Here is a 14,820-nt window from a genome sequence, read left to right on the forward strand (position 1 = left end):
GGTGTCCGATACACTCCATACGAGCGTTCCTGCCTGTCGGTCTGTGTGGACCCTCGAGGATTTCGGCCAAACATTTTATTTAGTTATCATCTTCATCTTCACGACTGTTGCTGTAGACAGTTCTCTTTCTCGCCATCTCATCGCTTTCCAGATACTCATCATAAGTCGTGATCTTATCAATAATGGAACCATTTGGCAAGATCTCGATGATTCTGTTGGCAGTTGTCTGTACGATCTGGTGGTCACGTGAGGAGAACAGCAGTACACCTGGGAATTTGATCAGGCCATTGTTCAGTGCTGTGATAGATTCCATATCCAGATGGTCAGTTGGCTCATCCAGAAGAAGTACATTTGCACCGGAGATCATCAGCTTGCTGAGCATGCAGCGGACTTTCTCACCACCGGACAGAACGCGGACTTTCTTTACACCGTCCTCGCCGGCGAACAGCATACGTCCCAGGAATCCGCGGACATAAGTCGCATCCTTGATCTCGGAATACTGAGTCAGCCAGTCAACGATGGTATCATCATTATCGAATTCCTTGGTATTGTCCTTCGGAAAATAGGACTGAGAAGTAGTAACACCCCATTTGTAAGTTCCTTCATCCGGTTCCAGCTCACCTGCAAGGATACGGAACAGCGTAGTCTTCGCAAATTCATTGCTACCTACAAATGCAACCTTGTCGTCATGGCCAAGGATAAAGGATACATTGTCCAGAACCTTTACACCATCGATGGTTTTGGTCAGTCCCTCTACGGACAGAACCTCGTTACCGATCTCGCGATTCGGCCGGAAGTCAATGTACGGATATTTACGACTGGACGGACGAATCTCATCCAGCTGAATTTTTTCCAGAGCTTTCTTTCTGGAAGTTGCCTGCTTGGATTTGGAAGCATTTGCAGAGAAACGGGAGATGAATTCCTGCAGCTCTTTGATCTTCTCTTCCTTTTTCTTGTTCGCTTCTTTCATCTGACGGATCAGCAGCTGACTGGACTCATACCAGAAATCGTAGTTTCCGGCATAGAGCTGGATCTTGCCATAGTCGATATCAGCAGTATGGGTACATACCTTGTTCAGGAAATAACGGTCATGGGATACAACGATGACAGTATTTTCAAAGTTGATCAGAAATTCTTCCAGCCATGCGATGGCATCCAGATCCAGGTGGTTGGTCGGCTCGTCCAGAAGCAGAATATCCGGGTTTCCGAACAATGCCTGGGCAAGAAGCACTTTGACCTTCTGTGCACCGATCAGATCTTTCATCATGCTGTAATGAAGATCAGTCTCGATTCCCAGACCATTTAACAGGGTAGCGGCATCAGACTCGGCTTCCCATCCGTCCATATCTGCAAACTCAGCTTCCAGCTCACTGGCGCGGATTCCGTCCTCATCAGAGAAGTCCTCTTTGGCATAGATGGCATCTTTTTCTTTCATGATCTCATAGAGTCTTGCATTTCCCATGATAACGGTATCCATAACGGTATACTCATCATACTGGAAATGATCCTGTTTCAGGAAGGAAAGACGCTGTCCCGGAGTGATCACCACGTCACCGCTGGTAGACTCCAGTTCTCCGGAGAGAATCTTCAGGAAGGTAGACTTGCCGGCACCATTGGCACCGATCAGACCGTAGCAGTTTCCTTCAGTAAATTTGATGTTTACATCTTCGAAAAGAGCTTTTTTGCCGATCCGAAGAGTAACGTTATTTGCACTAATCATTGTAACACCTCAGTTTATCAGAATTTTTACATTAAAACGCACCATTCTTATTATACATAAAAGTGTTGATTTTTCAAGGAAAATCGCAAGTAAGTATAAAAACATATCTTTCCGAAAAATGTGCTTTAGAAATAATCTGATTTATGATATGATATTCCTATCAAATATCTCTTTATGGCGACAGGGGGACTCATTTATGAGAAAAATATTGTTTGCAACATCGGAGTGTGTACCGTTCGTGAAAACAGGAGGACTGGCGGACGTATGCGGAGCTCTTCCGAAGGGATTCAATAAAGATGAGTGGGATGTCCGGGTAGTGCTTCCGAACTATACTTGTATTCCAGATCATTTCCGAAATAATTTCAAGTATATCACGCATTTTTATATGGGAACCGGTTCTTATAATCCGGGTGCACATGTAGGTGTCATGACCTATGAGTATGAGGGCGTCACCTATTATTTTATTGACAATCTGGTCTATTTCGGGGGATCTAAACCGTATGGAGATTTCCGTACCGATATTGAGAAGTTTGCTTTCTTTGACAAGGCAGTGCTCTCTATCCTGCCAATCGTAGGCTTCCGCCCGGATCTGATCCACTGCCATGACTGGCAGACAGGGCTGATTCCGGTATATCTGAAGACGGAGTTCGCAGCAGGCGAATTTTATCGCGGTATCAAATCTGTTATGACGATTCATAACCTGAGATTCCAGGGAATCTGGGATATTGAGACGATGCAGGGACTGACAGGACTTCCGGATTATGTATTTACCCCGGACAAGCTGGAGTATAAGAGAGATGCCAACATGTTGAAGGGCGGTCTGGTATATGCAGATTATATTACGACTGTCAGCGAAACTTATGCACAGGAGATTCAGACACCGCAATATGGCGAAGGACTGGATGGACTTCTTTCTGCAAGACACATGGATCTGAGAGGAATCGTCAATGGTATCGATTACGATATCTGGAATCCGGAGACAGATGGAAAGATCGACACCAATTACAGTATTAAGGATGTTCATAAAGGAAAAGCAGCTAATAAAAGGGCACTTCAGGAAGCTCTGGGTCTTACAGTAGATGAGAATAAGATGTTGATCGGTCTCATCTCCCGTCTGACGGATCAGAAAGGTCTGGATCTGATCGCAGAAGTGATGGAACAGATCGTGGATGATAATACACAGTTTGTTGTAATCGGAACCGGCGATGAGCGTTATGAGAATATGTTCCGTCACTATGCATGGAAATATCCGAACAAAGTATCTGCTAATATCTATTATGCGGATGAGATGTCTCATAAGCTGTATGCAGCAGCAGATGCATTCCTGATGCCGTCTGCATTTGAACCATGTGGACTGACACAGTTGATTTCTTTCCGCTATGGCACCGTGCCAATTGTCAGAGAGACTGGCGGACTGAAAGATACAGTTGAACCCTACAATGAGTATGAAGGTCGTGGAGATGGATTCTCTTTCACCAACTACAATCCGTGGGATATGATGGAAGTTATCAACTATGCGAAATATACCTACTTTGTCCATAGAAAAGAGTGGGACGAGATGGTGGCCCGCGGCATGCAGAAGGACTTCTCCTGGGATGCTTCCAGATACAAATATGAAGGAATCTATTCCTGGCTGATTGGCTGGTAGATACTGGAATAAATGCAAGAATGGTCGACAACCGGTCGACAAAACAGGAAAAACCGCCCGTTTTCGGGCGGTTTTCTTTCTGGCGTAAAATAAAAAAACCTTGAAAAATCAAGGTTTTTACGTGAAGCTCCCGACCGGATTCGAACCGGTGACCTACGCATTACGAGTGCGTCGCTCTACCTACTGAGCCACGGAAGCTTGTTGCATAACAACAAATAATATTATATCGGATAAATAGAAGATTGTAAAGTCTTTTTTCGAAAAACTCTAGGAAAACCTTTCCTACAATGTGTACAATCACACATGAGAAAAAGTATGTTATTATAATAACAATCTTTGACCCGGGTCGTTAATATGGGGGCGATCCATAAAGATTCTGAGTATCTGGCAGAATGATAAAGGGTAACAAGAGCAGAATGGAGAGATGAAGATGTTCAAAGACGAGTATCAGAGCGTATGCAACGCGGCAAAAGGAAAACTTGGATTACTGGAGAAGAGTCCACTGGGATATTTTGTATCATCCATAGTGGCAGGCATGTTTATTGCACTGGGAGGATTTGTGACATTTACTCTTGGGGCACATCTGACTGCGGCAGGTTGTACGATCACAAAGCCGATCATGGCTTTCGCATTTGCCTCGGCACTGAGTCTGGTGGTCATGGCAGGAGCAGAACTCTTTACTGGAAATAACTTTGTGATGGCAGCCGGTTCCTTTATGGGGCAGGTGTCTTGGGCAAATACTGTGAAAGTATGGGTAGTCTGCTATCTTGGTAATCTGGTGGGAGCACTTTTAGGGGCAGTCATGTTCGTGGCAGCAGGTGTTCCGACTGGGACTGTCGGTGAATTTTTTGCAAATACAGCGGCAACCAAGATGGGTGGAGCAGCCGGCCAGCTGTTTGTGAAAGGTATCATGTGCAACCTGATGGTCTGCCTGGCAGTATGGTGCTGTACGAAGATGAAGACAGAATCTGGAAAACTGATCATGATCTTCTGGTGTATCTTTATTTTCATGGTGTGCGGATTCGAGCATAGTATTGCAAACATGAGTGTGATGGCAATCGGACTGATGAGTCCTAATGGTGTGGCAGGACTTACCGTTGCAGGATATTTTCACAATCTTCTGTGGGTAACACTTGGAAATATTATTGGTGGCAGCATCTTTGTTGCGCTGCCGTATTATCTGATCCAAAAGAAATAAAAGGACAGCTACCTTATATTTGGATCCCATATAAATCCGGGGCATCGGCAATTTTGTCGGTGCCCCGGTTGTTGTATGTATATAGATATGTTAAAATATATTTCATATGTTTTTGAAAAAGGTATTGCATTTTTATCAAAAATCCTGTAATATTTCAGAGGACATACAAATGTACGCTACATACGGACATGTGCAGCGGGCATAAAACAGAGGAGAATGAAAGAGATGAGCGAGAAGTTAAGAGTAGGTATCCTTGGCGGTACCGGTATGGTAGGACAGAGATTTATTTCATTGCTTGAGAATCACCCGTGGTTTGAGGTAGTGACCATTGCAGCCAGTGCACGTTCCGCAGGAAAGACTTATGAGGAAGCTGTCGGAGGACGCTGGAAGATGGATACTCCGATGCCGGAAGCGGTAAAGAAGATCATTGTTATGAATGTCAATGAAGTAGAAAAAGTAGCTGCAAGCGTTGATTTTGTATTCAGTGCAGTGGATATGTCCAAGGATGAGATCAAAGCAATCGAGGAGGCTTATGCAAAGACTGAGACACCGGTTGTTTCCAATAACAGTGCACATCGCTGGACCCCGGATGTGCCGATGGTAGTGCCGGAGATCAATCCAGAGCACTTCGAAGTCATCGAACATCAGAAAAAACGTCTGGGAACCACCAGAGGATTTATCGCAGTAAAACCGAACTGCTCTATCCAGAGTTATGCACCGGTCCTGACTGCATGGAAAGAGTTCGAACCGTATGAGGTCGTAGCTACTACTTACCAGGCAATCTCCGGAGCAGGAAAGACTTTCAAAGACTGGCCGGAAATGGTTGGAAATATTATCCCGTATATCGGTGGTGAGGAAGAAAAATCCGAGCAGGAACCGCTTCGTATCTGGGGACACATTGAGGATGGTGTGATCGTAAAAGCAGAAGAACCGAAGATCACCTGTCAGTGTATCCGTGTTCCGGTTCTGAATGGACATACCGCAGCTGTATTTGTAAAATTCCGCAAGAAACCGACCAAGGAACAGCTTATCGATCGCCTGGTGAACTTCAAAGGATTCCCGCAGGAAGCAGGACTTCCAAGTGCACCAAAGCAGTTCATCCGCTATATGGAAGAAGATAATCGTCCGCAGGTACAGCTGGATGTAAACTATGAGAACGGAATGGGCATTTCTGTAGGACGTATCCGTGAAGACAGTATCTATGACTGGAAATTTGTAGGACTTTCCCATAATACCGTCCGTGGTGCAGCAGGAGGAGCTGTGCTCTGCGCAGAGACTTTGAAAGCAAAAGGATATATCGCTAAGAAATAAGCATCAGATATAAAGCTGATACTGCACAAACACATCGCAAATACACAAAAGGCAGCAGACCCCGGGAGAAAGTATCCCGGGGTCTTTGTAATTTCAACAGAATAACCATGGTGATCCAGGGAACTTTTACTTGACAATCGTCTGGAAATAGGATAGGATGAATGCATGGAAATCGAACAAAAGTTCGTATCGTGAAACAGATCATTTGAAGGAGATTATTCATGGCAAAGGAAGATAATAAAAAGGATGATGTAAAAAAGGATGACCGTCTGAAAGCGCTGGATGCGGCTTTAAGCCAGATCGAGAAGCAGTATGGGAAAGGTTCTGTGATGAAGCTGGGAGATACTTCCCATATGCAGGTGGAGACCGTTCCGACTGGTTCTTTAAGCCTTGATATTGCACTGGGAGCAGGAGGTGTTCCGAAGGGAAGAATTGTTGAGATCTATGGACCGGAATCCAGTGGTAAGACCACGGTTGCTCTTCATATGGTAGCTGAGGTACAAAAGCGTGGAGGCATTGCGGGATTTATTGATGCAGAGCATGCGCTTGATCCGGTCTATGCAAGAAATATTGGTGTGGATATTGATAATCTCTACATTTCCCAGCCGGACAATGGGGAACAGGCACTGGAGATCACTGAGACCATGGTGCGTTCTGGAGCAGTGGATATTGTGATCGTGGACTCTGTGGCAGCGCTGGTTCCAAAGGCAGAGATCGAAGGCGATATGGGTGATTCTCATGTGGGACTGCAGGCGAGACTTATGTCTCAGGCACTGAGAAAGCTCACATCTGTTGTCAGCAAGACTAACTGTATCGTGATCTTTATCAATCAGCTTCGTGAGAAGATCGGTGTGATGTTCGGAAATCCGGAGACCACAACTGGTGGACGTGCATTGAAATTCTATGCATCTGTACGTCTGGATGTACGTCGTACGGAAGCTCTCAAGCAGGGCGGAGAAGTGATCGGTAACCATACGAAAGTAAAAGTTGTAAAGAATAAGATCGCACCTCCATTTAAAGAGGCTGAATTTGATATCATGTTCGGGCAGGGAATCTCCACGATTGGAGACATTCTGGATCTGGCTGCTAACTGTGGCATTGTGAACAAGAGCGGTGCATGGTATGCCTATAATGATGCTAAGATCGGTCAGGGCCGTGAGAACGCAAAACAGTATCTGAAGGAGAATCATCAGATCTGTGATGAAATTGAGAGGAAAGTAAGAGCATATTATGGATTACCGGTGCCGGAAGAAGATAAAGCGAAGTCCGCAGGAGCTGATGCCGGAAGAACAGCTGAGACAGGCGAAGCTTAAAGCTTTACGGCTTCTGGAACGGATGGACCGGACAGAGGCACAGCTCAGAGAAAAGCTTTTGCAGGCGGAATTTGACTCTGAAATGGTGGAGAAGGCCATTGCCTATGTAAAAAGTTTTGGTTATATCAATGATGAACGTTATGTGCGTAACTACATAGAGTGCCGGTGCCAGAGCAAGAGCAGAAGACAGCTGGAACAGGAACTGCAGTTCCGTAAAGGAGTATCCCCAGAACTGATCCAGCAGGTGTACGAAGAACTGGAACCGGTGGATCAGTGTGAGCTGATCCGAAAGCATCTGGAAAAAAAGCATTATCGGAATGCAGAGGCAGATGACCGTCAGAAGCGGAGTGTGATAGCATCTCTTGCCAGAAAAGGATTTTGCATGAGTGATATCATATCTGTCATGAAAGAAACTGACTGATTGCACAAAATATACAAAAGCGGACAGACAACACTTGACATAATTGTAAAAACAGATTAAACTTTAAGTGTTGTGTATGTACAATGAAAATTGAATAAGGAGGTGCTCCTGTATATGGTTACGGCTATAGCAGTTCTGGTCGCAGTTGTTGTTGCAGCAGCTATCACCTGGCCTTGTGCAATCGGTTATCGGAAAAAGGTTGTGGAGACCAAGCTTGGCAATGCAGAGGACAGAGCGAGAGAGATCGTAGACGAAGCGCTGAAGACCGCTGAAACGAAAAAACGTGAAGCGATGCTGGAAGCAAAAGAAGAGTCTATGAGAACCAGAAATGAATTAGAAAAAGAAACCAAAGAACGCAGGGCAGAGCTCCAGCGCTATGAGCGTCGTGTTCTGGCAAAAGAGGAAACTCTTGACAAGAAGACTGAGGCAATTGAGCGTAAGGAAGCAGGCTTTGCAGCACGGGAAGAGCAATTGGCAAAAAAACGTGCTGAAGTAGAAGAGCTGTCTGTCAGACGTGTGCAGGAACTGGAAAGAATCTCAGGCCTTACCTCCGAACAAGCAAAAGAATATCTTTTAAAAACAGTTGAAGACGATGTAAAACATGAAACAGCCAAGCTGGTCAAAGAAATGGAGGCCAGGGCGAAAGAGGAAGCAAACAGAAAAGCAAAGGACTATGTGGTAACTGCCATTCAGAAATGTGCAGCAGACCATGTGGCAGAGACAACAATTTCTGTTGTACAGCTTCCGAATGACGAAATGAAAGGAAGAATCATTGGACGAGAGGGACGTAATATCCGTACTCTGGAGACGATGACCGGTGTGGATCTGATCATTGATGATACACCGGAAGCAGTTATTCTCTCAGGCTTTGACCCGATTCGCCGGGAAGTAGCCAGAATCGCTCTTGAGAAGCTGATCGTTGATGGACGTATCCATCCGGCCAGAATCGAAGAGATGGTTGAGAAAGCTCAGAAAGAAGTCGAGACAATGATTCGTGAAGAGGGAGAAGCAGCAACTCTCGAGGTTGGTGTACATGGTATTCATCCGGAACTGGTACGTCTGCTTGGACGTATGAAATTCCGTAGCAGCTATGGTCAGAATGCTTTGAAGCATTCTATTGAGGTTGCACATTTGTCAGGACTTCTGGCAGGCGAGATCGGTGTTGATGTTCGTCTGGCTAAGAGAGCCGGACTTTTACATGATATCGGTAAATCCATCGACCATGAGATGGAAGGATCCCATATTCAGATCGGCGTAGATTTATGTAAGAAGTATAAGGAATCTCAGATTGTTATCAATGCGGTAGAAGCACATCATGGTGATGTGGAGCCGACATCTCTGATTGCATGTATCGTTCAGGCAGCAGATACAATTTCTGCAGCAAGACCGGGTGCAAGAAGAGAGACACTGGAGACTTATACCAACAGATTAAAACAACTGGAAGATATTGCAAACTCCTTTAAGGGAGTAGATAAGTCTTTTGCTATTCAGGCAGGCAGAGAGGTTCGTGTAATGGTAGTTCCGGATCAGGTAGACGATGCATCAATGGTATTGCTTGCGCGTGATATTTCCAAGCAGATTGAAGCAGAGCTGGAGTATCCTGGTCAGATCAAAGTAAACGTGATCCGCGAAAGCAGGGTAACGGATTACGCGAAATAACTAAGATAAAAGATAACAAAGAGGATGTCGTAACATACGGCATCCTTTTCTGTTTACAAAGAAAGAAGGCAGGTACATAGTATGGCGAAGATTGGATTTATTGGAATGGGCAATATGGGACATGCGATCCTGAAAGGAGCCTTAAAAGAGTATCCCGCAGAAGAGATGATCTTCTGCGCAAAGACTTCTGAAACAAAGACAAAAGTTCATGCAGAGACAGGGGTGGAATATACAGACAACAATGCAGAATGTGCAAATCGTTGTAAGTATCTGGTGCTGGCAGTAAAACCGCAGTTCTATGAGGAGGTTTTAAAAGAGATCCGTTATATGGTGACACCGGAGCATGTATTGATCTCGCTGGCACCTGGCAAGACTATTGACCAGTTAAAGCAGAACCTTGGCAATGATAAGAGAATCGTCCGTGTCATGCCAAATACACCGGCTATGATCGGAGAGGGAATGACAGGTGTCAGTGTGAAGCAGGGCGAATTGTCAGGCGAGGAGATGGATGAGATAAAGAAGCTCTTCGATGCCTGCGGAAAGACCGAATTTATCGAAGAACGGTTGATGGATGCGGTAGTCTGCGCCAGTGGAAGCTCTCCGGCATTTGTCTATCAGTTCATTGAAGCATTGGCAGACAGTGCGGTCAGATATGGTATGCCAAGAAAGCAAGCTTATGTATTTGCGGCACAGGCAGTGAAAGGTGCGGCTGCCATGGTGTTGGAGACTGGAGAACATCCCGCAGTCTTAAAAGACCAGGTATGCTCTCCGGCGGGAACGACCATTGAAGGGGTGGCAGCACTGGAAGAATATGGCCTTCGCAATGCAGTGCTCAAAGCATCGGAAGCAGTGTACAACAGATGTACAAAAATCTGAGATAGAGTCATACAGACACCTCCCCGTCCATAAGATGGATGGGGAGGTGTTTTTGTGTTAGGGAGGATATGGAGGCAGTATACGAATAGCGGCATCAGGTGGAAACCAGGGCCGATGATCTTCTTTGCAGGGATCATTGCAGGTGTTCTGATCGCACAGACAAAAGCAACGACAGCAGATACAGGATTATTCAGTGAATATTTTCTGAATCAATATGCTTCCCTGTCTGTTAATATAGAAAAATTGTTCTTGTACATAGGTGGTTATCGGATAAGTCAGTATCTGGCAGTTGTGTGCGCGGGATTTCTTCCGCTGGCACCGGCTATACTGACTGGACTGATATTTCTGACAGGAATGCTCTGGGGAACCATGGCGGGAATCTCAGTGATCCAGCTGGGTGGAAAGGGGCTGATGATCTGTGTAGCCGGACTGTTTCCGCAGATCCTTTTCTATATACCGGCCTTTGGGTGGGTGATTCTGTGGACCTCCTGTGGAGGATCGAACCGAAAAAAATATGTTTTTCTGGCGGCTTTGGGATTGTTTTTTCTATTCTTTGGAGTTGCATGTGAGGCGGCCTTGAATCCGGGACTTGTCAGGCAGATTTTACGTAAAATATAGTGAAAAAAAGATTGAAATTCACAACATACTTGGCTATACTGAATCTAATATTGATATCTGATCTGAAGGGAGATATCAATGCAGTTTTCAGAGGTCGAGGAGTTGTTATGGAAGAAGAACTGCGATATTTTGTCGCATATTTGGAAAATATAAGAAAGGCATCACATAATACGGTCATGTCCTATCACAGTGATTTGACCAAGATGATTGCGTATCTGCATGGACAGGGAATGGATTCTGTATCTGCGGTGCGGACCACGCATCTGAATTCCTATGTGCTGCTTCTGGAAAAGGATGGAATGGCAGCAGCTACCATTTCCAGATATATTGCCTCGATGAAAGGGTTCTTTGAGTATCTGTTTCGGGAGCATATGATCGAGGAAGATCCTGCATTTACGTTAAAACCGCCAAAGGTGGAGAAGAAGCAGCCAGGAATACTGACCATTCAGGAAATGGAGCATCTGCTTGCTCAGACCACCGAGGATACGCCAAAAGGATGCAGGGATAAGGCTATGCTGGAGCTTTTGTATGCCACAGGTATGAGAGTCAGTGAACTGATCAGCCTTCGGATGGAGGATGTGAATCTGCGTTTTGGATGGATTCTGTGCAGGGATGAAGGTCGGGAACGTATGATTCCATTTGGCGAAAAAGCGGGAAAAGCTTTGCTGGTCTATCTGGAACGGGGAAGAGATGCATTTCTGAAGAAAGATACAGAGACTCTGTTTCTGAACTGCTCTGGTGCACCCATGAGCCGCCAGGGATTCTGGAAAGTATTAAAAGGTTATGCGGCGAGAGCTGGTATCGAAAAAGATATTACACCACGGATGTTCCGTCATTCCTGTGCAGCGCACATGGCTGCAGGCGGAGCAAGAATGCATATGATACAGGAATTGTTGGGGTATTCAGATCTTACGGCGGCACAGATCTATGCAGGATTTCAGCCAGAAGTAAAGAATGAATACAGCAAAGTACATCCAAGAGGGTGAGAAGTATGGAACACAGAAAATTGATTTCCACAAAGGCAGACACATTGTTTGCCTTAAGAAGTCTGATCCATGAGTCTGTGATTGAGGAAATGTATATTTTGCAGGTGGGAGACTACCACAGAGATAAGATCGGCGTCTGCCATGAGATCATGGATCAGTTCAGGGGAAGGCGGATTGTGGTAAGAAGCTCTTCTACCGCAGAAGATTCTTTCCAGCGTTCTAATGCGGGACATTATAAAAGTATTCTGGATGTGGATTCTTCCAGTGAGCAGGAGATCATTGATGCGGTGGATGCAGTCATTGCGTCTTATCGGCGGGATATTCACAATCTGGAAGAAGAACAAGTGCTGATTCAGTGTCAGGCCAGAAATGTCATGCTCGGGGGTGTGGTCTTCACCCGCGATATCCAAAGTAACAAACCATATTATCTGATCAATTATGATGAGACCGGGTCTACAGATAGTGTGACCAGCGGCTCTGCCGGAAGGATGATGAAGATCGTCCGGAATATTAAGGCGGAGGGGCTGCCTTCACCATGGAAAGAATTGCTTTTGGCAGTGCGGGAGCTGGAGCATATTATGGATGGACTGGCTCTTGATATTGAGTTTGCCATTGACAGGGACTACCAGGTGATCCTGTTTCAGATGCGGCCGCTGGTGGCCAGCTATAAGCAGGCAGGAAGTTATGATGACCACGCATTTTTTGAACTTCTGGAAGATGCGGGAAGTATGTATGAACGACATAAAAATGTGATTACCAAAGAGCCTATGATGATGTCAGATATGGCATTCTGGAATCCTTCTGAGATCATCGGAAGTAATCCGAGACCTCTTGATTATTCTCTTTACCGGGCAATCATTACCCATCGGGCCTGGAATCAGGGAATTGCGCGGATCGGATTCCGAAAGCTTGAGGAAGATCTGATGCACCGGGTGGGAAATAAGCCGTATATCTGTCTGGAATATGCTTTTTATTCTTTGATTCCGCAGGCGGTGGACGAGGAGCTGGCACTCCGGCTGGTGCGGTATTATCAGGATGCTCTAAGACACAATCTGACGGCTCATGACAAGATCGAGTTTGAAATCGTGTTTACCAGTTATGATTTTGGAACAGAAAATCGAACCAGATGTCTGCTGGAGCATGGATTTACGGAAGATGACCGTCAGGATCTAACGGAAAAATTAAAAGAAGTGACAATGGCAGCAATCCTTCAGTTTGATGAGATTCTGGCAGAAGACATGACAAGTCTTCAGAAACTGGAAGAACTTCGAAAAAAAGAGGAGAGGCTTCTTAGAAACCAACAGGCAGATATTTATCAGATTCTCAGAGCAGTTCAGAATCTACGGGCAGGATTACAGCATTATGGAACACCACAGTTTGCCAGACAGGCACGAATGGCATTTATGGCACGTGCATTTTTGCGGAGTCTTACAGAAAACGGACCAGCAGACGATGAAGGAAAGACCTGGTTTTCACAGGAGGATACAGATGCATTTATGCAATCAATATCTACTGTATCCACGGAATTTGAAAAAGATTTTCGGGCATTTTCCATGGATGAGATCAGCCGTGCGGAATTTAATGAAAAATATGGCCATCTGCGAGTGGGAACCTATGATATCCGTACCGAGCGGTATGACCAGATGAATTTCCGACCGGGACCGTCAAAGAGTAAAGGCAAGGCGGAAGCTAGAGAAGATGCATTGAATCCGGGGCGTCTGGCGGAGGCTTTGAAGGAAGCTGGACTACAGGTAAGTGTCGAGCAGTTGCTGCATTTTATCCGCTACGCCATCGAACAACGGGAATATTTTAAATTTGAATTTACAAAATCATTAAGTCTCATTCTGGAACTTCTGGTACGTGCAGGAAATGAGATGGAGATCGCCAGAAATGATCTGTCCTGGCTGGAGATTGAAGATTTCAGATTGCCTCAGTATATGGCGATGGAAGAGCTGAGAGATCAGCTGGAGGTGAAGATCAGACGGAGACATAAACGGTATCAGCAATATCGGGAGCTTTCGTTGCCGGAGGTAATCCTGAACCGTGAAAGTCTTGATGTGGTGGAAGTTTACGAGGCGAGACCTAATTTTATTACGACCAAACGGATCGAAGGAGAAGTGGTGCTTCTGGAGGAAGAGCCGGGGGTGGATATTCATGATAAGATCGTGGTAGTTCCAAAGGCGGATCCTGGCTATGAGTGGGTATTTGCCAAAGGAATCAAAGGATTTATTACCTGCTATGGTGGTGCGGCTTCCCATATGGCAATCCGATGTGCGGAATTTGAAATACCAGCTGCTATTGGTTGCGGAGAGAAGATATATAATTATGTTTCTTCTCTGAGCTATCTGACACTGGACTGCCGGGCTGGAAAGATCGAGGAGGGAATTCAGTATAGGAATTTAAGTGCGTTGATCACTCAAAGAGAGGGGGTCAATCAGTACGGAGATCCGGTAGATATTCTGGAATCTGGCTATGTACGGTTCTATGAATTACTTGGATTTATTCCAAAGACCATTTCCAACTTTACCAAAAATGTGGAGATGATCTTTAATAAGAAGAGAGATCTTCTGATCGTGGTGGGAGGCGGTTCTCTTCCGCCGCAGTTGTATGACAGACCTCATGAAGATGAGCTGCAACCCAACCGTGACCGGATGGAAGAGCAGGTGATCCATTATTGTGTGGCTCACGGGATTCCCATCATTGCTACCTGTCGCGGCATGCAGTATATCAATGTGATGTTTGGTGGAAAGCTTTGGTATCATCCGAAACTTCCGGTGAACCGGACCAGAGGCGTGGATCATCAGGTGTGGCTGGTGAAGGAACAGCGAAATATCTGGGTCAACAATTATCATTCTGACTGTATCTATGAGGAAGGTCTGGCTTCTTGCTTTGAACCTCTTGCTATTGACAGGGAAAACCATGTGGTTGAGGCCTATGGTTCGGATGAAATGAAGATTCTGGCGCTGCAGTGGCACCCGGAGCGGAGATTTGAGACAGCCAATGCTTATGAGGAGACGAGAAAGATCATACTGGATTTCATTCAGAAATATGTAAAATAAAAAGTCCTGCG

11 protein-coding genes and 1 tRNA gene are annotated in these 14,820 nt (G+C 45.5%); 10 read left to right on the forward strand and 2 right to left on the reverse strand.

Going from position 1 to position 14,820, the window contains the following annotated elements:
* Positions 1-79 precede the first annotated feature (79 nt).
* Complete coding sequence (locus tag WMO62_RS02545) at positions 80-1,720, reverse strand: ABC-F family ATP-binding cassette domain-containing protein (protein ID WP_117497268.1); 1,641 nt, start codon at positions 1,718-1,720, stop codon at positions 80-82.
* Between the two features lie 196 nt (positions 1,721-1,916).
* On the opposite strand from WMO62_RS02545, the gene glgA reads away from it, so the two are divergent.
* Positions 1,917-3,368, forward strand: a complete 1,452-nt coding sequence (gene glgA, locus WMO62_RS02550; protein ID WP_147602228.1) for a glycogen synthase GlgA — start codon at positions 1,917-1,919, stop codon at positions 3,366-3,368.
* Positions 3,369-3,493: 125 nt separating this feature from the next.
* On the opposite strand, the gene WMO62_RS02555 is transcribed toward glgA, so the two are convergent.
* Positions 3,494-3,566: transfer RNA gene (locus WMO62_RS02555), tRNA-Thr, on the reverse strand.
* Positions 3,567-3,792: 226 nt separating this feature from the next.
* Here WMO62_RS02555 and WMO62_RS02560 point away from each other — a divergent pair.
* The 9 genes from WMO62_RS02560 (at position 3,793) to WMO62_RS02600 (ending at position 14,809) form a co-directional block, all read left to right on the forward strand.
* Complete coding sequence (locus WMO62_RS02560) at positions 3,793-4,566, forward strand: formate/nitrite transporter family protein (RefSeq protein WP_349143707.1); 774 nt, start codon at positions 3,793-3,795, stop codon at positions 4,564-4,566.
* 225 nt (positions 4,567-4,791) lie between these two features.
* Positions 4,792-5,877 carry an aspartate-semialdehyde dehydrogenase gene (gene asd / locus WMO62_RS02565; protein ID WP_117497261.1) on the forward strand — a complete coding sequence of 362 codons (1,086 nt, stop codon included), beginning with the start codon at positions 4,792-4,794 and terminating at the stop codon, positions 5,875-5,877.
* A 221-nt stretch (positions 5,878-6,098) separates the two neighbouring features.
* Positions 6,099-7,190 (forward strand): recombinase RecA, encoded by a 1,092-nt coding sequence (gene recA, locus WMO62_RS02570; protein WP_349143708.1) that lies wholly within the window; start codon positions 6,099-6,101, stop codon positions 7,188-7,190.
* Positions 7,156-7,611 carry a regulatory protein RecX gene (locus WMO62_RS02575; protein WP_349143709.1) on the forward strand — a complete coding sequence of 152 codons (456 nt, stop codon included), beginning with the start codon at positions 7,156-7,158 and terminating at the stop codon, positions 7,609-7,611. Before recA ends, WMO62_RS02575 begins: the two co-directional genes overlap by 35 nt.
* A 114-nt stretch (positions 7,612-7,725) precedes the next feature.
* Entirely contained in the window at positions 7,726-9,270 is a 1,545-nt protein-coding gene (gene rny, locus WMO62_RS02580; RefSeq protein ID WP_349143710.1) for a ribonuclease Y, read from the forward strand.
* Between the two features lie 81 nt (positions 9,271-9,351).
* Positions 9,352-10,146, forward strand: a complete 795-nt coding sequence (proC, locus tag WMO62_RS02585) for a pyrroline-5-carboxylate reductase (RefSeq protein ID WP_118509903.1) — start codon at positions 9,352-9,354, stop codon at positions 10,144-10,146.
* A gap of 54 nt (positions 10,147-10,200) precedes the next feature.
* Complete coding sequence (locus tag WMO62_RS02590; protein ID WP_147357041.1) at positions 10,201-10,764, forward strand: hypothetical protein; 564 nt, start codon at positions 10,201-10,203, stop codon at positions 10,762-10,764.
* 107 nt (positions 10,765-10,871) lie between these two features.
* Positions 10,872-11,750 (forward strand): tyrosine-type recombinase/integrase, encoded by an 879-nt coding sequence (locus WMO62_RS02595; protein WP_117497248.1) that lies wholly within the window; start codon positions 10,872-10,874, stop codon positions 11,748-11,750.
* Positions 11,751-11,755: 5 nt separating this feature from the next.
* Positions 11,756-14,809: a gamma-glutamyl-gamma-aminobutyrate hydrolase family protein gene (locus WMO62_RS02600; RefSeq protein WP_349143711.1), complete on the forward strand. Its 3,054-nt coding sequence runs from the start codon at positions 11,756-11,758 to the stop codon at positions 14,807-14,809.
* Positions 14,810-14,820: the final 11 nt, after the last annotated feature.

This window comes from Hominiventricola aquisgranensis, assembly GCF_040096225.1.
GTDB classification, from domain to species: domain Bacteria; phylum Bacillota; class Clostridia; order Lachnospirales; family Lachnospiraceae; genus Hominiventricola; species Hominiventricola aquisgranensis.

Coding starts and splice junctions, on each gene's coding strand:
- WMO62_RS02545 (WP_117497268.1), bottom strand. CDS start 1,720: ATGATTAGTGCAAATAACGTTACTCTTCGGATCGGCAAAAAAGCTCTT.
- glgA (WP_147602228.1), top strand. CDS start 1,917: ATGAGAAAAATATTGTTTGCAACATCGGAGTGTGTACCGTTCGTGAAA.
- WMO62_RS02560 (WP_349143707.1), top strand. CDS start 3,793: ATGAAGATGTTCAAAGACGAGTATCAGAGCGTATGCAACGCGGCAAAA.
- asd (WP_117497261.1), top strand. CDS start 4,792: ATGAGCGAGAAGTTAAGAGTAGGTATCCTTGGCGGTACCGGTATGGTA.
- recA (WP_349143708.1), top strand. CDS start 6,099: ATGGCAAAGGAAGATAATAAAAAGGATGATGTAAAAAAGGATGACCGT.
- WMO62_RS02575 (WP_349143709.1), top strand. CDS start 7,156: ATGCCGGAAGAACAGCTGAGACAGGCGAAGCTTAAAGCTTTACGGCTT.
- rny (WP_349143710.1), top strand. CDS start 7,726: ATGGTTACGGCTATAGCAGTTCTGGTCGCAGTTGTTGTTGCAGCAGCT.
- proC (WP_118509903.1), top strand. CDS start 9,352: ATGGCGAAGATTGGATTTATTGGAATGGGCAATATGGGACATGCGATC.
- WMO62_RS02595 (WP_117497248.1), top strand. CDS start 10,872: ATGGAAGAAGAACTGCGATATTTTGTCGCATATTTGGAAAATATAAGA.
- WMO62_RS02600 (WP_349143711.1), top strand. CDS start 11,756: ATGGAACACAGAAAATTGATTTCCACAAAGGCAGACACATTGTTTGCC.